The organism is Pseudoalteromonas sp. SCSIO 43201, from assembly GCF_023716725.1.
GTDB classification, from domain to species: domain Bacteria; phylum Pseudomonadota; class Gammaproteobacteria; order Enterobacterales; family Alteromonadaceae; genus Pseudoalteromonas; species Pseudoalteromonas peptidolytica.
The window spans coordinates 482,125-501,865 of record NZ_CP072683.1 but is presented as its reverse complement, the minus strand read 5'-3'; the positions used below and the strand labels follow the sequence as shown (position 1 = coordinate 501,865).

Here is a 19,741-nt window from a genome sequence, read left to right as displayed (position 1 = left end):
TAATCAATGAGCCAAATAGATCCTTTTGAACTTTGCAAATTACTTCAAAATGATCAGTTAGGTGCAGGTAATTTCCTGCACTATTTACTGCGAGAAAACAGCTATAAAGATCATGATTATATCTTTTTAGAGCGACCAATTATTGGTTTTGATAATACGCAAATTTTTAGCTTCTCACATCAGAGTTTGCTTAATACTGCAAAGCAGTGGTCTGCTTTTTATCATGCACAAGGGGTTACTGCTAAAGATGTAATTGCGGTATTTATTGATGATACGATAGACTATTTCATCCAGTTTATTGCGCTATCAAGCTTAGGTGCGGTTCCAGCACTGATCAACAGTAAGCTTGCACCAAGTATTGCCATTCAATACATTCAACATATTGAAGCAAAACTTGTGTTAACTACTGAGAATCGATTATCAGAGCTCACAGCTGTTGATAAACATGATGATATTCAGTTTTTCATCATTGATGAAGTAGTCAAACAAAAAGCGACAACACAATTGCCTACGGTTTATCCTTTTGTACACAATGCGTTAGATCCTGTACTCCTAACTCATACCTCAGGTACGACCGGTATTCCAAAGGCTGTTATCGCTGCACATAAGCCATATTTTCATGGTATTCGATTCAGGTTGGGTAATCCAATCGACAATTTGGACCGTTACTTAACGGCGTTGCCACACTCCCATAATTCGGGATTGGCATACCTAATGGAAGCCAGCATGCGCGGTTGTCCAACTTTGGTACTGAGCGATAAATCACCAAAGAGCTTAGCGGCGCAAATTGATAGCTTTAAGCCAAACTTTGTTGTTGCATTTCCAAAGATTTTCGTTGAACTAGTAAGAGATGAGCCCAACCCTGAGTTGCTACAAAGCGTTAATTACTGGCGTAGTACAGGAGATGCCGCACATGAGAGACATGTAAAGCATTTAACTGAATGGGGCAGCCACTTTAACAATGCAGAGCGAAAGCCAGGCTCTGTTTACATTGACGGCTTGGGTTCATCAGAAATGGGATCTTCCCTTTTCACCGTAAATCATTACCGCGGTAAGCGCGACTATGATCGTTGCGTTGGTAAGCCACAACCTTGGGTTGATGCACAGGTATTGGATGATGATGGTAATTTACTTCCAGCAGGTCAAGTTGGCCGGCTTGGTATTAAATCTCCTTCGCTTACACCTGGATATTGGAATAGCTCGTTGATCAGTGAGAAATCACGTGTCAATGGCTACTGGATCACGGGCGATCTGGTGCGTAAGGATACACTTGGTTATTTCTATCATTTAGATAGGATCACCGACAAAATTGAAACCCAAGATGGAACACTGTATAGCTTATTAACAGAAGAGCTGATCCTCAAACGTTTTGATGAGATCTTTGACTGCTCAATCTATACATACTTAGATGACAAACAAGCAACTAAGGTCGCAATCCGAGTTGATTTGGTCACTGAAAATACGCAAGAATCATACTTGTATGATTTGTTAGCCCAAATAAATGCCTGGTTACAAGCGCACAACGTGATATCACTCAACAGTATCTCTGTGGTATCCAACGCTAATGCCTATGCGCCAGAAGGGGTAACTGGCAAAGTACTTAAACGTGTACTTCGTCATGACGACCAAAGTGAAATAAAAGTCTTTATTTAATTTTAAGTTCTAACTGCTGAAGCCACAACAAAGCCTACTCTTTGCTGTGGCTTTTTCGCTTATAATATCAGCCTTTAATCCATCAAAGTTACCCGCGCCCTACATTCACTAAAGTACCTACACCTATAAAACCTGAGCATCGGATAATTGATACTCTCAGACAGCCAACTTTAACGGGGGTGTACTTCGGAGTTGAATTCCCGGCTCTTTCTTATATTAGGTAATAGAAAATTCTACTTATGAACCGTTTCATTTTTGGGGGAGTTACACAGCCAATTAAACTCAGCGCATGCTCATGATTATCCGATACCCACTTTTATCGAGTGAAGACTACGCGAGTACGGGGTCATTCGCGCCAGCAACGATAAAGTACGAATTAATAAAAACTAAAAAGCCATTGATGCTTATCGGATCAATGGCTTTTAAAAGGTAGCTTGAAAACCTTATTTAAGCTGCCTAGCATACTGTTTCAAAGGTTTTTCATAGTGTGAAAGCTTCTTGTGAAGCTTATGCTTGTTTTGGTGCTGGCACCAACATGCGATAAAACTTGTTACCGAATAGTCCAACGATCAATCCTGTCAAGATCAAGGCAAATGCGATGATCTTTTCCGCATTTATCTCTTCATTAAAGATCACCATTGACCCCATCAATCCAAATAAAGGTACAACCAAAGAGATCGGTGCAACCGTAGAAATAGGATATTGTTTCATTAATGAACTCCAGATCCAGAAGCTAAACAGCGTGGCTGGATATATTTGGAAGAAAATAGAAAATAGCGCCATGCTATTGATATTTTTGGTCATTAATAGCATTGCCTCTGCACCATTGACAAAATAACCTAACAAAAATAGCGGGAAAGCAGAAAACAGACACGCCCACACTACAAATGAAAACACATTGTTCGGTTTCACTTGCTTCACCACTACATTCGTTAACGCCCAACACAGCGCACCCAGTAACACAAAAGCGACACCAAGGTATGAAACACTGCCATCGGTCAAGTTTAATACCAACAGCAAACCTAGCATTGCTAACGAGAAACCTATCCATTGTTGTAATCCAACTTTTTCTTTAAAAAAGATCATCCCAAAGAAGACCGTAAAGAAAGCACTAAACTGTAACAACAATGAAGCAACACCTGCCGAGACGCCAAGGTAAACCCCTAGATTCACCATTCCCCAAACGCCGGTGCCAAATAACAGCCCATAAAAAGCAATGGCCTTTATTGAGGTATTCGGTCTTTCAATGAAAAAAATCAATGGGATAGCACAAAATAAAAACCTCAGTCCTGCCAGCATGAACGGGTCTAAAGTATCTAGTCCCAACTTAATAATGGAAAAGTTCCAGCCCCAAATCGCAGTGACGAGAATGGCCAATGCAAAGTCTTTTAGTTTCATTTATTCCTCCAATTTCCTTTGTTTATATCTATATAAAACTAGGTATCCCGCAGGAATAACCAACATAGACATGATTGGGCTGACCAACATTCCACCTATCATTGGCGCAGCAATTTTCTGCATAATTTGATCCCCACTTCCCATACTAAACATAATGGGGATCAACCCTGCAACAATAGTGAAAACAGTCATCGCTTTTGGCCGTATGCGCAATAATGCACCTTCTCTAACAGCTTCAACCAGGTTACTTTGCTCTGCGCGAGCCTGATTTAAATACAAGGTGATCACCACACCAAACTCAGCTGCAACACCGCCTAGTGCAATCATTCCGACAACGACCGCGCCAGATATTGGATAACCACAAAAGTAAACAAACCAAAGTGCACCTGAAATTGCGATAGGCAATGTACAGAGCACCAGCAAAGCCTGCGCGCTCGAACGAAACGCAATGTAAAGCAACACGAAGATAACCAATACCGTCAGAGGGATAACTTCTAGTAACTTTTTCTCTAGTCGTTCAATGTGCTCGTATTGGCCTGTAAACGTGTATGTATAACGTTCAGGTAAATCAATGTTACTTGCCAATAGAGCACTTGCTTCATCGACATAATCGCTAATAGCAACGTCCGGGGTAACAGAAATAAACACCCATGCGCTCATTAAGCCATTTTCACTTTTTATTACCGCAGGTCCGTCTTTGACCTCAATGCTTGCAACCTGCCCGAGAGTCACCCAAGCCCCAGTTGGAGTCAGAAATGGCACCGTTTCTAAGGCATCTATATTATCTCTATAGACTCTTGGGTATCTCAGATTAATTGGAAAACGCGTGCGTCCATCGACTACTTCTGAAATATTCGCGCCTCCTAAGGCAAATTTAACGACATCTTGAATATCTGAGATCATTAAGCCATATTTCGCAGCTTCGACTCTATTTGGCTCAATATCTATATACCTGCCAGATTGAGTACGTTCTGCATACACAGATCCTGTGCTTTCAAGCTGATTGAGTAGCCCTTCTATCTGCTCACCAAGCGCGGTAAGCTCGGTCAGACTCTCACCGGATATTTTTATACCAAGCTGAGTTTTCACGCCAGTAGACAACATATCAATTCTAGTTTTAATCGGTTGTACCCAAGTGTTTGTCACGCCAGGCAACTTAACTTTGCTCTCCAGCTCTGCAATGATCTTTTCAAGTGTCATACCTGCACGCCATTGCTCTACAGGTTTTAATTGAATTGTCGTTTCTAGCATAGTGAGTGGTGCAGGATCGGTTGCGGTATCTGCACGGCCAACTTTACCGAAAACAGACTCAACCTCAGGGACAGTTTTTATCAGTTGATCTGTTTTTTGTAAGATAGATCCCGCTTCGGCGATAGATACCCCTGGTAATGTCGAGGGCATATACAGCAAGTCTCCTTCGTATAGATCAGGCATAAATTCGCTATCCATTTTCATCAATGGATATACCATTGATACTGCTACTACTCCGCCAATAAACATCACAAGCTTGGGAGATGCCAAAGCAAAATTAATAAACGGCGTATAACCGCGGATCAGTATGGCATTCAGTGGATTGCGAGTTTCATCTGGGATCTGCCCTTTGATCAACAAGCTCATTAATACCGGCACTAAAGTGACGCTGAGCAATGCGGTAGCTGCCATCACAAATGTTTTCGTCAGTGCCAATGGCGTAAATAGCTTCCCTTCTTGACCTTCTAAGGCAAACACCGGAAAAAAACCAATTGTAATAATCAGCAGTGAAATAAATAAAACAGGCCCGACTTCTGTCGCTGCGGTTTCAATTATTTTGTATTTCTCTCGATTTGAAGGTTGTATGCCTGTACGCTTTTGATGATTTAGTAGATGTCTATTCACATTTTCAACCATCACAATGGCCGAATCGACCAAGGCACCTACGGCAATCGCGATCCCGCCAAGGCTCATGATATTTGCATTTAATCCTGACCACTGCATCGCTAAAAAGCCAATTAATAACGAAAAGGGAATAGACAGCACCACTACTAAGGTCGAGCGGATGTGTAGTAAAAAGGCAAAACAAACAACCGCGACTACAGCCATTTCTATAAGTATTTTGGATTGTAAATTATCGACCGAGGCTGTGATTAACTTACTTCTGTCATACACCACTTCAAACTCAACGCCATCAGGTAACGCTGAGCTTAACTGTGCAATCTTTGCTTTTACATGATTGATAGTCGTTAAGGCATTTTCACCATCTCGCATGATAACAATACCACCAACCACTTCCCCTAGCCCGTTAAGATCTGCAATTCCTCTACGCAACTGTGGGCCTGTTTTTATCGTGGCCACATGCTTCAAAGTCAGCGGCATACCTTCATCATTTACAATGCCCAATGCAATGTTATCGAAATCATCTAATGTGCTTAAATATCCTCGGCCGCGGATCATGTATTCCGCCTCAGCGACCTCCATCACAGAGCCACCCTGCTCACTGTTGGCATTATGAATTGCACTTCTTACTTGCGCTATGGTGAGCCCATATTGCATCAATTTAAGTGGATCAAGCACAACTTGATAGGTTTTTTCCATGCCACCAACGGTGGCAACTTCACTTACACCAGGCACAGATTGCAGTTCAAATTTTAAAAACCAATCTTGCAACTCTCTCATTTCACTAAGATCACGAGAGTTTGTTGTGTCTTTTAGTACATATTGAAAGATCCAACCTACACCTGAAGCATCAGGCCCCATACTAGGTTTTGCAGCGTCAGGTAAAATGGTTTCTGCACGGCTTAAATATTCCTGTACCCGTGTTCTTGCCCAATAAGGATCCGTTCCATCTTCAAAGATCACATAGACATAGGAGTCACCGAAGAATGACCATCCTCTCACAGCCTTCACTTTAGCCACAGACAGTAACCAAGTTGACAGTGGATAAGTCACTTGTTGCTCAACAATTTCGGAAGCTTGACCTGGATAAGAAGTTTTAATGATGACTTGAACATCAGTAAGGTCAGGGATTGCGTCCAATGGGATTTTATCTAGTGCACGAAAGCCCATTAAGCCCAGCCCCAAAAACACCAGCATAACAAGAAATTTATTTTTTAAACTTTGAATTATTATTTGCGCTAACATGTTAGTTCTCGTTACTACTTAAATCGTCTCTTTGAGCCATTTGTAATATGGCTTCTTTGATACTAGACTCCGAGTCAATTAAAAACTGTCCTGAGGTAACGACTTTTTCTCCCTCTTGTAACCCATGTAATATCTCTACTCTTCCTTGGGTACTAATGCCAACTTTAACGACTTTGGGAATGAAACGATTATCACCTTCTTTAACTATGACTCTATTTTCATGCTCAGTTCGGATCACTGCACTTTCAGGAACATGGATTGCGTCTTTTTTACCACCGCCATAGATACGAACATTCGCTATCATATTTTTTTTGATAATATTTTCGGCGTTATCCAACGAGAGATGCACACGCAGCGTTCGAGTAACAGGGTCTAATTCAGGATAGATGTGCTCAATTTTAGCTTCTAGCTTTTCGATACCTAACGCAGGTATATCAACCTCTGCCCACTTGCCTGAGCGCACCCAGTCGATTTGATGTTCGTAGACATTAGCGACTACCCATACATTTGAGGCATCAGAGAGTGTCATCATTTTTTGTTCTGGGATAACGTAAGAGCCTTCTTGCATATTCATTGAAGAAACGACACCGTCAAAAGGCGCATAAAACGGTAAAATATCGATAGAGTCACCAAGCTTTTCTATTTCTTTGATTATATCTTCAGTGATCCCCAATAAAAGCAGACGAGAATACGCGCGCTCAAGTAGCTTCTTATTCATTCGGGTACTATTAAAAATACCGAGATAATAATCCTGAGCAGCCACTAAATCGGGCGAATAGATTTTATACAGCAACTGTCCTTTGGAAACTCTCTCCCCCGCTGTGTTTACTGCTAAAGTTTCAATCCAACCTTTCGCTTTAGTGTGTAGGTCAAGTACACGATTGCGGTCATAATCCACCTGACCAAGTGTCTCGATATATTTCCATAGTGTGGAACGTTCTACACTGGAGGTAGAGAGAGAAACATTGGCTTGCATTAAACCTGAGAGGGTAATTTCAGCTTTTGCATCAGCCTCTGCGTGTTGATGAGTTACAGCTTCTAGCTTCATGCCGCATACCGGGCATTCACCTTGATGGTTTTTTATTATGTGACTGTGCATCGGACAGATATACACGGGTTGCTTTGTTACAACGTTATTAGCAACTTTTGGAGTAGATAGTGTCTCATCAATATCTGAAGTATCGGAATAAAAAGCATAAACTAAGAATGAAGTACTCATTATTAAAATAAATACTAAGATCACGACTATCCAATGGAATATTTTGTTCATAAAAACTGCACTTTAATCAAGATGGAACATTGAAGTGAAAATAGGTGACCTAACGGCCACCTTTACACCTATTATCTACAACCAGGTGCGTTAGCACGCATAAATACGAAGTCCTTCATATACACGTCAATGTATGTTTGTCCTTCCGCATTTTGCTTATGCTGCCAACCGTACACTTTTGGATAGAAGCCTGTAGCTTCTACACACAATGGCATATCGATCTCTTTTTCAAAGAACGTTTCAGTCATAATTGTGTCGAACGTGATCATTGGCTCAACAAAGCTAAGCTTGCCGTTGTACGAACCCCACAACATAGTTTCTGTAAATACGCCACCGTTGTATTCAGGTGTATCTTCGTAATACCAGTGAACACCTTGACTTGGCACGTTGATATAGCTGCCGTCAGGGAAAGTTTGCGCAATTGATGTTGGTGGCATGTATTCTGCTGGAGGCAGAATTTGACCTTCCGGATCTGCAAACTGAATAGCCGCTAACTCTTCTTTTTCAAAGAATGATAAGTGAATATCAAAGTGTGCAATGTCATAGATGTTGGTTGGCGCGTGACCCGCTGGATTCCATGAGAAATAAGAATGCTTGAATGGGCTTCCAGCTAGACGAGGAAAGTCTAAGTAAGCATCATGGTGCGTCGCTTCAGTAGGCAGATTATTAATATCAAGAATTTCTGGTGAGAAAGTCATACCAATTTTATAGTATCCACCTGCTGCGAGAGAAATCCATGTATTAACAGTACCACCACCAAGGTGCATCACTTCACCATATACTCGTAGAGTATGCATGCCATCATCGAAGACTTGCTTCCCGAATACTTCAGGGTTTGTTACTGGATATTTATTTTCGACTAACTGAGTTGCTGCTGAAGCAGAAGTTGAGATTAGTCCGATTAATGCTAGAGATTTTAAATTCATTCTGAATTTTCCTTATTTTTGGTTAAAACCAACCTCGCCGCAGCAAAAACCACGCCATGTAAATAAAAAACTAATTTTTGTTAGCTATTATTCATTCTTAACGGAGAAAATTTATCTATTTAAATATTGAATTACTTATGAAATCCGACATAAATGACCACCTTACTCTATTAACTTTAAGAGTCATTCTTAAGACTTTATTAGCACTTTTTAAAATTTCCTCACGTTGTAGATAGCAAATTATTCATATCCCTCTCAGTGATGTACCAAAAGTAGTACATAGTGAAATATTTCTGGTACATGAGGTAAAATTTGGAATACTTTATTAATCCAGAGTATTTATTTCTCAGGTTATACAGCGCTTTCTAAAAAAGACTAAACAAGTCTCAATTAGTAATAATTATTATTTGCTTTTTGAGTTTTTATTAATTTGATAGAGTGGCTGCACGTGAATATCAATTGAAAAAGCAAGAGGAGCTATGCTGTAAGTGCACTTTGGGGATTTCGTATTGTCGGCCATAGAGTATAGCGAACTTCTTTAGCCATAGCCTGATAGAAAAGGATAAGAACTTGTTGATATATTTTTATTGTATAAAAGAATAAAAATAGCTATGTAATATAAAGTTTTATAACTGAAAGGATAAGATTATCACTATATAAAAACCATAAATTTATATAAGACTTATTGCTAATAGACATTATTAAAAATACAAAATTTCAAATTATTTTAATTGTTAATACAAATCAAAAGTTAATGGGAAATTAAGGATTTAGTCCTTTACAGGTGATTTTATGTATTTTTTTAGAATAATTCTTGATGAGGGTAAGTTTACTATTTCATTGTTAGCCGCAAGCACCCCTACAACTAAAACAACAAAAACAACAAAAACAACAAAAACAACAAAAACAACAAAAACAACAAAAACAACAAAAAAGTATTGATTAAATATAGTAAATGTAAATGCACTAAGCATACAAGGTAGTATATGATTGGTATTGCAGTAGAATTGTACCCTCATGTACAGTAAGCCCTACATTAAGCAGACCCTAGCTTCTCTCAATACCAATCACACCATTGTGAAAATAGGTTTAGCCTCTTGGAATAAACCCGACCGCGTTATATACCGCTTTTAACGTTTGCTCTGCACGAGCGCCTGCTTTCTCAGCACCTTTACGCATAATTTCGTCCAACAAAGCACGATCTTCACGGATTTCTTTAAAGCGGGCTTGTATTGGGTTTAGCATATTAACAACGGCTTCTGCTGTATCTTTTTTCAAGTGTCCATACATTTTGTCTTCGTACTCCGGCACTAATTCCTCAACAGAACGTTTCGTTGCAACACTCAGCAAAGTTAATAAATTAGATACACCCGGCTTTTCAGCACGATCAAAGTAGATACGCGCTTGTTCATCAGAATCGGTGACAGCCTTTTTCAGCTTTTTCTCAATTTTTTTCGGCTCATCAAGCAGCATCACAAAAGCGTTTGGATTATCGTCCGATTTTGACATCTTTTTCAACGGATCTTGCAGGCTCATCACTCGCGCGCCAACCTCAGGAATATAAGGTTCAGGTACCTTAAACACATCACCGTATAGGTTATTAAAGCGCGTCGCAATATCACGTGTCAGTTCAAGATGTTGCTTTTGATCCTCGCCCACAGGCACTTGATCAGCTTGATACAATAAAATATCTGCCGCTTGTAGAACAGGATATGCAAATAATCCTACATTAACGTTGTTTGAGTGTTTTGCTGACTTATCTTTAAACTGCGTCATACGGTTTAACTCGCCCATCTGGGCATAGCAGTTTAACACCCAACCCAACTGCGCATGCTCTGGTACCTGTGACTGTACGAACAGCGCTGATTTATCTGGATCTATTCCACATGCGGTATAAAGCGCAACACCATCAAGTACACGCTCGCGTAATTGAGCAGGGTCTTGACGCACAGTAATAGCATGTAAATCAACTAGCATAAAGTGACAATCATGGTCATTTTGTAGTTTAAGCCACTGGTTTATGGCACCTACGTAATTGCCTATTGTCATACCACCGGTTGGCTGAATACCACTTAATACTACAGGTTTACTCATGTCGTTCCTTTATTTTTTCATTGAATTAACGTTGATTGATAATGGGAATAATATCTAAGAATCCATCACAAAGGTACTGTGGATTGAACTCTTTCAAATCGAATCCTTGATTATACCCATAATTAAGCGCAATCACAGGTATGTTGGCACCCTGTGCCGCTAAAATATCGCTTTTGGAATCGCCTACCATAATCAACTTATCTGTCGGTATCCCTAAGCGTTCTGCTGCCAGCATTAGTGGTGCTGGTGAGGGCTTTTTGTCTGTATCATCACCACACACAATACAAGTAAAGTGCGATGTGAGGTTTAATTTATCCAGCAGTTTTAATGTAAATGCGCGGTTTTTATTGGTCACTACGGCTTTTGGCACATTCGCAAATGCAGATAGTCCCGTTTCAACATGTGGATATAATCCAGCATACTGACCCACTAATTCATCATAGTGTACTTTAAAACGCTCAACGGCGGTGTGCACCAAACTTTCCGATAAGTTTTCACTGACCTCATTACTACCGCTGAGACCTCTTTTTACCAACATATCGATACCATTGCCGACCCATTCACGAACCAGCGCATGGCTAACAATAGGATGGGCAAGCTCAGAAAGCGTTAAATTGAGCGCCATGTACATATCCTCGACGCTATCAACTAGTGTGCCATCGAGATCAAATAGAATCCCCTCAAAACGCATTATTTTACCTTTGCCAGTTCTTGACGCATTGCATCGATAACGGCTTTATAGTCGGGCTGGTTAAAAATCGCAGAACCAGCAACAAACATGTCAGCACCTGCAGCCGCAACCTCAGCAATGTTATCGACTTTAATGCCACCATCAACTTCAAGACGAATATCACGACCAGAAGACTCGATACGTGCCCTCGCTTCTTTTAACTTTTCTAGCGTGTGCGGGATAAAGCTTTGCCCACCAAAACCTGGATTTACCGACATCAATAAGATCTGATCTATTTTATCCATAACATGATCGAGATAATGAAGCGGCGTACCTGGGTTAAACACCAAGCCCGCTTTACATCCAGATTCTTTGATCAATGCTAGGCTGCGATCAATATGATCACTTGCTTCAGGATGAAAAGTGATAATACTTGCACCTGCTTTGGCAAACTCAGGGATCAAACTGTCGACAGGTTTAATCATCAAGTGCACATCAATTGGCGCAGTCACACCGTAATTTCTCAGTGCCTCACAAATCATTGGACCAAAAGTTAAGTTAGGTACATAGTGGTTATCCATCACATCAAAATGGACAACATCAGCGCCTGCTGCCAATACCTTTTCAACATCCTCTCCAAGCCTTGCAAAATCTGCGGATAGAATCGACGGTGCAATTAAAAAATCAGACATACTTTACCCCTAAACGTAAGACCCCGATACTGTACCGTAAATTGGCTAGAAAGTCTGCGAATTACGACCTTTTAAGATTGTGCAATAAACGAACATTGTGTATTATTATCCAATATCTATTTTCTGGGGATAGGGTTATGGTTTCTAGATATAAAGCACGGATTGCTCTGCTGTCGGCAGTGCTCGCCGTATCAGCAGGGGTACTTTCTTTTGATAATAGCCAAGAGTTTGCCACCAACTACAACGCATGTGTATGTAATTCAAATAGTTTAAGCCAACGTGTTAGTACTTCAGAGTGTCAACGTGAAGCACATACAAGTTGGGCTGCGTGGCTGACAGGTGGCAGTGCCAATGGTCAATTTCATTACTTAGATCTGTTAGAGCTATTAATTGGTTCTAAGGACAATCAAAGCAGTAGTAAAGTTTCATCTCCTTATTAATCGACCATTGGTCTGAGAGGTAAACACTATGGCTTCTTCTACTAATAAACTCGCACTAGTCCAAAGTGTATGCGCAGCAATGTTTGGTGTGCAGAGTGGCCAAAAACAAGAGTATGACTTTAGTAAAAAGCGCTTTTGGCCATTTGCTTTGGCTGGTGTTTTGTTTGTCTTTTTGTTTGTGGTAGGTCTTATTTGGTTTGTTAATGGCGTGGTTTTAGCCTAGCTGACCGGCTTATTTTTTTGGTTGGTGATACAGCGCCATTAGCTCGTTGACCTTATTACGCCCATTGCCTTTGGGGCTAATGGTTCGTTTTACTTTAATCACATCTAAACTGGCCTGATTATAAATCTTCCGAGTCCACACTGTATCATGATTTGATATGAGCACAGGCGTTTGCTGCTCAAAAGCCGCAGTTTCCGCTAAGTTTGCAAGCTCAGCCTGATCGTCCAAATTAAATCCACCTTTTGCGTAACTCGTAAAAGAAGCCGTCTTACTCAATGGAACATACGGGGGATCACAATACACTACCGCATTTTTGGGTATATTCTCAAATACTTGACTGTAGCTCTTACAAGTAAAAGTCGCACGCTGCGCCTTCTCAGCAAACACGTATAGTTCATGCTCTGGAAAATAAGGTTTTTTATACTTACCAAAGGGCACGTTAAAAATACCTTTAAGGTTATAGCGGCACAAACCATTATAGCCATGGCGATTCATATACAAAAATAAGATTGCACGCTCATATACATCAATGCTTTCGTTGAACTGTTGACGATAGGCGTAATACGCATCTGGATGATTATTTAGGTCGACAAATAAACGTTTAGCATCAGCAATAAACTCATCAGGAATTCGCTTTAACTCTTTATAGAGATTAATCAGATCTGCGTTAATGTCGTTGAGTACATAGTGTTTAAACTGCGTATTCAAAAAAACAGATCCCGCTCCAACAAAAGGCTCAACTAGTGTATCAGCTTCATAACTGGCTAATTGTAAGCGCTTAGAAATATCTTCTACTAAGCTGTATTTTCCGCCTGCCCATTTTAAGAAGGCTCTAGTCTTTTGTTGCATGCTCGTTCTATGTCGTGAGTGGTTGCGCGATTTTACACTAAATGTGGCTAATTACCGAGAGACTGAGCAATTTCTTGCTTAATTTTACTGACTCTTTTAAAAAACGGCTGCCCTTTACGCAATGCTTCGGGCAATTCAGCCTTCGCTTGCTTTGCCATGTCTAAATTAGGATACACATCTGATGTAACAACAAACCAAGTTCGCCCATTTCTTATCACTGAAAACTGCCGCATAACCACATCATTATGCTCCGCCATGAATGCAGCGGCTATCCCAACCTCAGTCACTGCAAGTAGTTGTATGACCCACTCTTCATCCGTTCGATTGCTATACCATTCATTACCTGAAATAGGCTCAGATGCTACCGGTTGGCGCTCAGCACTAACAATAGCGGTGGTATTTTCAGAGGTGCCAACCTTGAGCTCATCATCTTGAGGCTCCATACTTTGGTTAACTTGCGCCTCATTGTGTAGCATTTTTTTCTCTTTCTTCTCAGCTTCCATTAACGCCGACAATATACTCCCAACGGCAGCGATTTCCCCTTCATCAGTATTAAGGGCAGCCGGTGGTTGCTCCTGTAATGTCGTGCCTGGCACTTCACTTTCCTTTTGAGACGTATTCGACGGTTCAAAAACAGATTGTGCATTGAGCGCTGTTGCGACGCTTTGCGTGTTCGTTTGCGTCGGTGCCCAATATTGCTTTATTTCTTGTTGATAGACCAAAGCGACCATAGAAGCTGTCAACACTAAGCATAGTGCGATGATATACCACTGCCACTGTGTTTTTACGCGATCTTTTGACCCCGTCTCACGTAGATCCAAACGCTGCGATTCCGGTTGCCACGATAACAAAATACTGGGGTTACCCCGTGCTTCTGCTACAAAGGTGTTGAAAATAGGATCTTCATCAGGTGGAAGATCTTTGTAAAACATCGTCATCAGGCGCTTACTCTCAAATAATGAAAGTGGCTCTATATGAATGTCTAGGCTACCTGGAAGGAGTTGTGGTTGCTGTGCTGTCGCTAAAATATAAATAGTTTCTCGGGCTGTTGTTGCTAGTTTTTGTAACTGTAGCGCCAACTCTTCAGTCAAATGCCGAGCATTGTCTAAAACCCATAAGCATGGCCCACAAGGCTGCTCGTCATGAAGCAACATAAAGTTTTCGCTAAGAGAAAGTTTTTGATCGATAAGAGGACTGCGAAAACTATGCTCAAGTAGCTGATGTATAACATCAAACTCTTTGGTATTGGCAGAGAGTTTTACAAAAGCTTTATTAAACTCTGGATATTTATCAGTAAGAAATGACTCAGCAAGATAGCTTTTGCCAAGACCAGACGACCCGACTAAGGTTATCAGGTTTTGCCCATAATCGAACTGCATAGCAATTCTATCTACCAACGCAGATCTGCTTGGTAAAATTTGCGACTGCATTTAACGCCCTATCAGAGTGACCACATCTTCATCGCTTACGTCATCAACCAAAGCGCATTGTCCCAGCTGTGTTGGCAGTATAAAGCGAATTTTACCTTGTTTATTCTTCTTATCTTTACGCATGTGGAGTAAAAACTGCTCTGCGGTCATTTCGCTTGGTGGCTCTATTGGCAACTGATATAAGGCAATGACCTGAGCGATTTTTTCTACCTCTTCACTGTTCAACCAGTCTCGTCGACATGCCAATCGTGAAGCTATCATCATGCCTGCAGCAACCGCTTCGCCATGTAACCATTTTCCATAACCCATTTGCGCTTCAATCGCATGACCGAAGGTATGACCTAAGTTTAGTAATGCGCGAAGCCCTGCCTCTGTTTCATCTTTGGCTACAATTTCAGCTTTTATTGCACAGCATTTATAAATCACTTGCTGTAGGGTTTCTGTATCCAATGCGTTTAACTGGCTATGCTGCGCAGCTAACGTATCAAGGAACGCAGCATCGTAAATCAACGCATATTTGATGACTTCAGCCATACCCGCAGCAAATTCTCTTGCAGGCAAAGTAGATAACGTCTTGGTATCAATAAAAACAGCTTTTGGCTGATAGAAAGCGCCAATCATATTTTTACCAAGAGGATGGTTTACTGCTGTTTTGCCACCGACAGAAGAGTCGACTTGTGATAATAACGTCGTTGGTATTTGTATAAACGCGACTCCACGTTGATAACAAGCGGCAACAAAGCCCGTTAAATCACCAACGACACCACCACCGAGTGCAATTAAACACGTATCTCGTCCACAATTGTGCTCGAGTAAAAAAGCGGAAATCTTTTCAAACCACTCAAGCGATTTAAACTGCTCGCCATCCGGAATAATGAAGTGCAGCGGAGATTGTGTATCAAAAACACCAAGTAGCTTGTCCAAATATATAGGAGCAACAGTAGAGTTAGTGATAATAACAGGACGATTTTGACCGACATATTGCTTAAGTCGCACTTCGTCAGATAAGAGGTGTTCACCAATAAAGATGGGGTAGCTGCGCTCGTTTAAATCAACCTTTAATTCAAGCATGGCTTCCCCTCCTACGGTGTTTTAATTAGAAATCTAACTTTTCAATAATTTGGTTTGCAACTACTTTCGCGCTTTGCTCATCCGTTCGAACAACGTGATCGGCCACTTCTCTATAAAGTGGTTCACGCTCATCGGCTAAGCGCTCTAGTACGTCACGTGAGTCTTCACTGGTTTGTAGTAATGGACGACGCTTATCACGCTGAGTACGAGCTACCTGTTTTTCGATTGGCGTTTCTAGGTAAACAACAATACCACGCGCAGACAATTTGTTGCGCACTTCTTTGCTGATCACTGAACCGCCACCTGTCGCTAACACAATGCCTTGCATTTCTGTCAGATCAGAGATGACGCTTTCTTCACGCTTGCGGAACCCTTCTTCACCTTCGATATCAAAAACCCAAGAAATATCTGCACCAGTACGACGCTCTATCTCCTGATCTGAATCGAAAAATTCAAGGTGTAATTGATCTGCAATGTGACGACCAATCGTGCTTTTACCAGCCCCCATCGGGCCTACTAGAAATATATTACGTTTCTCAGCCATATCTTTTTAGTACAAACGAACTCTAAAATTTGAAATAAAACCCCGCCTAACGACCTGGCCCCAAAATTAAGGAGGGGATTATCTCAGTAATCCGTGAACAATTTCAAGTCAAACTGCGCAAAAAGCGCAATACTTTTATTGTTACGGGCCTATAAACTGTCTTGAATGATCTTAGGTGTTACAAATATCAACAGTTCCCGCTTCTCGTTAATATCACGAGAATTCTTAAACAATAGACCTAAATATGGAATATCGCCCAACACCGGGATCTTACTTACTGCTGTTTTTACCTCTTGCTGATAAATACCACCAAGAACGATAGTTTGACCATTTTCAACCAGAACTTGTGTTTGGATCTCTTGGGTATTGATTGCTGTTGCTGGGCCATTTGGCGTCTGCACAGTATCACCTTTAGTATCTTGTGTAATCACTAAGTCGAGAATTATTTTGTTGTCAGGGGTAATTTGTGGTGTTACCTCTAAGCTGAGTACCGCTTTTTTAAAGCTAACCGTGGTCGCTCCACTAGAAGATGCCTCCACATAGGGTATTTCTGTTCCCTGCTCAATCCGCGCTTTTTTCTGGTTCGCCGTTGTAATGCTTGGGGTTGCGATTATCTCACCTTTATTTTCTTGTTCTAGGGCTGACAGCTCTAAATCAATCAAGGTGCCATCAGCAAGCTTTGCGATATGCATACCGATACTACCTGCAGGTACCCCCTTAACCCCCAAGTTTACATTTAGGCGGTTATCTAACGAAGGAATAATGCCATTAGAAAGTGAGTTGGCCCCTTCGAGTGTACCGGAGATAGCATCACTCCCTTGCTGATCGCTGAACCCCCAACGTACGCCTAAATCTTCTTGTACGGTATCATCCACCGTCACCATTCGCGATTCAATCCGCACTTGCTTCACAGGTACATCCAGAGTTTCAACCATACGGCGGATGCTTTCAATACTACGCGATGTGTCTTTTATCAATAGGGTGTTGGTACGCTTATCCACAGAGACACTGCCTCGATGGCTAATAATAGAGTTAATGTCGGTTTTCAGCAAATCAGCAAATTCTTCCGCTTTTGCGTAATTGAGCTGAATATATTCGCTATATAATGGCTCCAGCTCTTCAACTTGCTGACGTGCTTGTAACTCTTTCGCCTCTCTCGCAGCTAGCTCTTCCGATGGTGCCACCATTAAGATCGAGCCGTCCATGCGTTTATCTAACCCTTTTACCCGCAACACCACATCAAGCGCCTGGTCCCATGGTACCCCATCTAAGCGCAGTGTGATGTTCCCAGAAACAGTATCACTGGTGACTAAGTTAAAGTTATTAGTATCGGCGATAATTTGTAGCACAGAACGAATAGGAATATCTTGAAAATTCAAAGTAATAGGTTGACCTTTATACTCTTTCTGATCTCCAAACGTTTTGTTACCTTCATCTTTTTCTACGGCCAATGTAAAGATATTATCAAGCTGCTGATATGAGAACTTAAATGCCGCATTTGGTTCAATGACGATGCGGCTTTTATTCTCTTCTTTGAAAGTCTCAATGCGCGACACCACAGTACCGAAGTCTAATACATCTAGTTCGTATAACAGATCCTCTGCAATATCAATATGATGGAAATCAGCGATAATTTTGCCACCACGCTCTTGGACATCAATAGCGGCTTGATTATGTTCAAGAAAAGCTAAAATTTTACCTTCGCCTTGTTCACCACGGCGAAAGTCAATCGCTTGAATTTGATTGATAAAAGAGGTTACTTTTTCGCTTTGATCTTGCTCTGAAACAATAGGTTGACCAGAAACCTCTACAATCACCAAATTATTTTTCACTTCCGTCTTGTAGAGCTTGAGTTCGTCCATATTAATCGCAACAGTAAATCCGCCATCACGCAGTTGACTGGTGATACCTTTGATACCTGCTTTGTTAATTTCCAGCATCTTTAAGCTTTCTTCAAATTCAGCTTGCTGAAAGAACAGTTCAAGACTTGTGTTTTCACCATTAACACTCACACTCGGTTCACCGCTCAGCTTTTCATCAAATACCAGCTGAAGCTGAGTTTCCCCCGTTGGAACCGGGTTATAGCGAATGTCATATAACATTGGAATAGCCTGAGCAATTGATGACAGGCAAACAAATGCAGCTCCTAGCACTGACTGAATTATCGTTCGAGTGCCTCTATACGTTAATGTTCTTTGATTATTGTTAGTATTCACTCGAGCCACCTTGTTCTGCCTCTAACATTTCCACTTTGGTTAGTCGTTCTTTCCAACATCCCGTTCCATCAGGAATTAATTCTAACAGCTCTAAATGATCCGCTTGTACACTGAGCACTTTACCATGGTAAAGTCCCATATATTCACCGCGCTGTATTCTATATAAGCCTTGTGTTGCCGCTTCGATTAGCGCCCAACGACCATTCTCTTTTGCAATTATCCCTTTCATTCTTAAATTGTCTAAAGGATACTTTTCTAGTGGGTATCTATTTCTATCAGGATCTGGATGTAAACAGTTTTTGACCTGAACCATCTTGTTCTCAATCACTTCTGGTTGCGGCGCTACAAATGGGCTACGTAATTGAGATGCACTATATTTAAAAGGCTCGTAGTTTTGCATTTCAGGAATAGGCTCTATCTTTGGTATCGAGCTGGCCTTAACTTGGTCGATAAACTCCTTTTGTTCAGCAGTGCTATCGTTGCATCCTGACATGAACAACACCGACAATGTACAGAGCAACAGTCGGATCATCTCTGGCCTCCTTGTTCATAGCGGTACGTCTTAGCCACTACGCTAAAAACCAGCTCCCCATTGCCAGCATTCTCAATTCTAAAGTCATGTAAGCTAACAATTCGAGGTAATTCTGACACTTTACTGACAAATTCGCCAAACTCATGGTATTTACCAATAACTTCTAATTTAATTGGTAATTCGGTGTAAAACTCTTTACGTATTTCAGGCATCCAGCCGATTTTTAAAAACGTTAAACCGCTAGAAGTGCCAACATAAGTTAAATCGTCAAGTAATCCTGGGGTTTCATTTGAACTTGGTAAGCGTCTTAACAACTCAGTAAATTGCGCCTCCATATCAATCATTTGCTGTTTATATAACTCTAAGTTATTTGCTCTTGCATACTTGATACGATAACTCGTTCTAAGCTCTTGCTCTTTTTTCAGCGCTTGTTCATATCGATCAATGGAGCTTGAGACCATCAAGTTATACCCTAGAATGATCATCAAAATGACCACCAAAATAGAACATAAAACTTTAACAGGAAACGGCCAGTGACCGATATTATCAAGCTCTAATTCATTCCAATCTATTTCTTTTAAACTATTTAAGTCAAAGCTCATCTACTTACCCTCCA

The 19,741-nt window shown here is 41.0% G+C and carries 17 protein-coding genes; 3 read left to right on the top strand and 14 right to left on the bottom strand.

Features of this window, described 5'->3' with window-relative positions; all coding sequences use genetic code 11:
• Positions 1-6: 6 nt before the first annotated feature.
• Positions 7-1,653: a class I adenylate-forming enzyme family protein gene (locus J8Z24_RS02155; protein WP_176032444.1), complete on the top strand. Its 1,647-nt coding sequence runs from the start codon at positions 7-9 to the stop codon at positions 1,651-1,653.
• Between the two features lie 507 nt (positions 1,654-2,160).
• On the opposite strand, the gene J8Z24_RS02150 is transcribed toward J8Z24_RS02155, so the two are convergent.
• The 7 genes from J8Z24_RS02150 to rpe all read right to left on the bottom strand — a co-directional run bounded on the left by J8Z24_RS02150 (position 2,161) and on the right by rpe (position 11,820).
• Complete coding sequence (locus J8Z24_RS02150; protein WP_125252281.1) at positions 2,161-3,051, bottom strand: EamA family transporter; 891 nt, start codon at positions 3,049-3,051, stop codon at positions 2,161-2,163.
• Positions 3,052-6,168: an efflux RND transporter permease subunit gene (locus tag J8Z24_RS02145; protein ID WP_252095184.1), complete on the bottom strand. Its 3,117-nt coding sequence runs from the start codon at positions 6,166-6,168 to the stop codon at positions 3,052-3,054. It abuts the gene before it with no gap.
• A gap of 1 nt (position 6,169) precedes the next feature.
• The gene (locus J8Z24_RS02140; protein WP_252095183.1) at positions 6,170-7,438 is read right to left on the bottom strand and encodes an efflux RND transporter periplasmic adaptor subunit; all 1,269 of its coding nucleotides are present in this window, start codon (positions 7,436-7,438) and stop codon (positions 6,170-6,172) included.
• A 71-nt stretch (positions 7,439-7,509) separates the two neighbouring features.
• The gene (locus J8Z24_RS02135) at positions 7,510-8,364 is read right to left on the bottom strand and encodes a hypothetical protein (RefSeq protein ID WP_125252283.1); all 855 of its coding nucleotides are present in this window, start codon (positions 8,362-8,364) and stop codon (positions 7,510-7,512) included.
• A 1,089-nt stretch (positions 8,365-9,453) separates the two neighbouring features.
• Positions 9,454-10,458: a tryptophan--tRNA ligase gene (gene trpS, locus J8Z24_RS02130; protein ID WP_252095182.1), complete on the bottom strand. Its 1,005-nt coding sequence runs from the start codon at positions 10,456-10,458 to the stop codon at positions 9,454-9,456.
• A gap of 25 nt (positions 10,459-10,483) precedes the next feature.
• On the bottom strand, positions 10,484-11,149 hold the full coding sequence (locus J8Z24_RS02125; protein WP_125252285.1) for an HAD-IA family hydrolase: 666 nt from the start codon (positions 11,147-11,149) through the stop codon (positions 10,484-10,486).
• Positions 11,149-11,820, bottom strand: coding sequence for a ribulose-phosphate 3-epimerase (gene rpe, locus J8Z24_RS02120; protein ID WP_125252286.1), 672 nt, complete (start codon positions 11,818-11,820; stop codon positions 11,149-11,151). The genes J8Z24_RS02125 and rpe overlap by 1 nt, the downstream gene beginning before the upstream one ends.
• A 137-nt stretch (positions 11,821-11,957) precedes the next feature.
• Between rpe and J8Z24_RS02115 the strand changes: the two genes are divergently transcribed.
• Complete coding sequence (locus J8Z24_RS02115) at positions 11,958-12,260, top strand: hypothetical protein (protein WP_176032446.1); 303 nt, start codon at positions 11,958-11,960, stop codon at positions 12,258-12,260.
• A gap of 28 nt (positions 12,261-12,288) precedes the next feature.
• The gene (locus J8Z24_RS02110) at positions 12,289-12,483 is read left to right on the top strand and encodes a DUF2970 domain-containing protein (protein WP_125252288.1); all 195 of its coding nucleotides are present in this window, start codon (positions 12,289-12,291) and stop codon (positions 12,481-12,483) included.
• Positions 12,484-12,492: 9 nt separating this feature from the next.
• Here J8Z24_RS02110 and J8Z24_RS02105 read toward each other — a convergent pair whose 3' ends face one another.
• The 7 genes from J8Z24_RS02105 to J8Z24_RS02075 form a co-directional block, all read right to left on the bottom strand.
• A complete protein-coding gene (locus tag J8Z24_RS02105) occupies positions 12,493-13,332 on the bottom strand; it encodes a Dam family site-specific DNA-(adenine-N6)-methyltransferase (protein ID WP_125252289.1) in 840 nt (279 codons plus the stop codon).
• 47 nt (positions 13,333-13,379) lie between these two features.
• Positions 13,380-14,762 (bottom strand): AAA family ATPase, encoded by a 1,383-nt coding sequence (locus tag J8Z24_RS02100; RefSeq protein ID WP_252095181.1) that lies wholly within the window; start codon positions 14,760-14,762, stop codon positions 13,380-13,382.
• Positions 14,763-15,833, bottom strand: coding sequence for a 3-dehydroquinate synthase (gene aroB, locus J8Z24_RS02095; RefSeq protein WP_176032447.1), 1,071 nt, complete (start codon positions 15,831-15,833; stop codon positions 14,763-14,765). It lies immediately after the preceding gene.
• 25 nt (positions 15,834-15,858) lie between these two features.
• Entirely contained in the window at positions 15,859-16,377 is a 519-nt protein-coding gene (aroK, locus tag J8Z24_RS02090) for a shikimate kinase AroK (protein WP_010607062.1), read from the bottom strand.
• Between the two features lie 149 nt (positions 16,378-16,526).
• Positions 16,527-18,593 carry a type IV pilus secretin PilQ gene (locus J8Z24_RS02085; RefSeq protein ID WP_252095180.1) on the bottom strand — a complete coding sequence of 689 codons (2,067 nt, stop codon included), beginning with the start codon at positions 18,591-18,593 and terminating at the stop codon, positions 16,527-16,529.
• Positions 18,583-19,125, bottom strand: a complete 543-nt coding sequence (locus J8Z24_RS02080; RefSeq protein ID WP_125252293.1) for a pilus assembly protein PilP — start codon at positions 19,123-19,125, stop codon at positions 18,583-18,585. Before J8Z24_RS02080 ends, J8Z24_RS02085 begins: the two co-directional genes overlap by 11 nt.
• On the bottom strand, positions 19,122-19,727 hold the full coding sequence (locus J8Z24_RS02075; protein ID WP_125252294.1) for a type IV pilus inner membrane component PilO: 606 nt from the start codon (positions 19,725-19,727) through the stop codon (positions 19,122-19,124). Before J8Z24_RS02075 ends, J8Z24_RS02080 begins: the two co-directional genes overlap by 4 nt.
• Positions 19,728-19,741: the final 14 nt, after the last annotated feature.

What these genes read in the sequence shown, in the direction of transcription:
- trpS (WP_252095182.1), bottom strand. Translation starts at nt 10,458, where the DNA reads ATGAGTAAACCTGTAGTATTAAGTGGTATTCAGCCAACCGGTGGTATG.
- J8Z24_RS02135 (WP_125252283.1), bottom strand. Translation starts at nt 8,364, where the DNA reads ATGAATTTAAAATCTCTAGCATTAATCGGACTAATCTCAACTTCTGCT.
- J8Z24_RS02100 (WP_252095181.1), bottom strand. Translation starts at nt 14,762, where the DNA reads ATGCAGTCGCAAATTTTACCAAGCAGATCTGCGTTGGTAGATAGAATT.
- J8Z24_RS02075 (WP_125252294.1), bottom strand. Translation starts at nt 19,727, where the DNA reads ATGAGCTTTGACTTAAATAGTTTAAAAGAAATAGATTGGAATGAATTA.
- J8Z24_RS02140 (WP_252095183.1), bottom strand. Translation starts at nt 7,438, where the DNA reads ATGAACAAAATATTCCATTGGATAGTCGTGATCTTAGTATTTATTTTA.
- J8Z24_RS02145 (WP_252095184.1), bottom strand. Translation starts at nt 6,168, where the DNA reads ATGTTAGCGCAAATAATAATTCAAAGTTTAAAAAATAAATTTCTTGTT.
- J8Z24_RS02150 (WP_125252281.1), bottom strand. Translation starts at nt 3,051, where the DNA reads ATGAAACTAAAAGACTTTGCATTGGCCATTCTCGTCACTGCGATTTGG.
- J8Z24_RS02105 (WP_125252289.1), bottom strand. Translation starts at nt 13,332, where the DNA reads ATGCAACAAAAGACTAGAGCCTTCTTAAAATGGGCAGGCGGAAAATAC.
- J8Z24_RS02125 (WP_125252285.1), bottom strand. Translation starts at nt 11,149, where the DNA reads ATGCGTTTTGAGGGGATTCTATTTGATCTCGATGGCACACTAGTTGAT.
- J8Z24_RS02110 (WP_125252288.1), top strand. Translation starts at nt 12,289, where the DNA reads ATGGCTTCTTCTACTAATAAACTCGCACTAGTCCAAAGTGTATGCGCA.
- J8Z24_RS02115 (WP_176032446.1), top strand. Translation starts at nt 11,958, where the DNA reads ATGGTTTCTAGATATAAAGCACGGATTGCTCTGCTGTCGGCAGTGCTC.
- rpe (WP_125252286.1), bottom strand. Translation starts at nt 11,820, where the DNA reads ATGTCTGATTTTTTAATTGCACCGTCGATTCTATCCGCAGATTTTGCA.
- J8Z24_RS02155 (WP_176032444.1), top strand. Translation starts at nt 7, where the DNA reads ATGAGCCAAATAGATCCTTTTGAACTTTGCAAATTACTTCAAAATGAT.
- aroB (WP_176032447.1), bottom strand. Translation starts at nt 15,833, where the DNA reads ATGCTTGAATTAAAGGTTGATTTAAACGAGCGCAGCTACCCCATCTTT.
- aroK (WP_010607062.1), bottom strand. Translation starts at nt 16,377, where the DNA reads ATGGCTGAGAAACGTAATATATTTCTAGTAGGCCCGATGGGGGCTGGT.
- J8Z24_RS02080 (WP_125252293.1), bottom strand. Translation starts at nt 19,125, where the DNA reads ATGATCCGACTGTTGCTCTGTACATTGTCGGTGTTGTTCATGTCAGGA.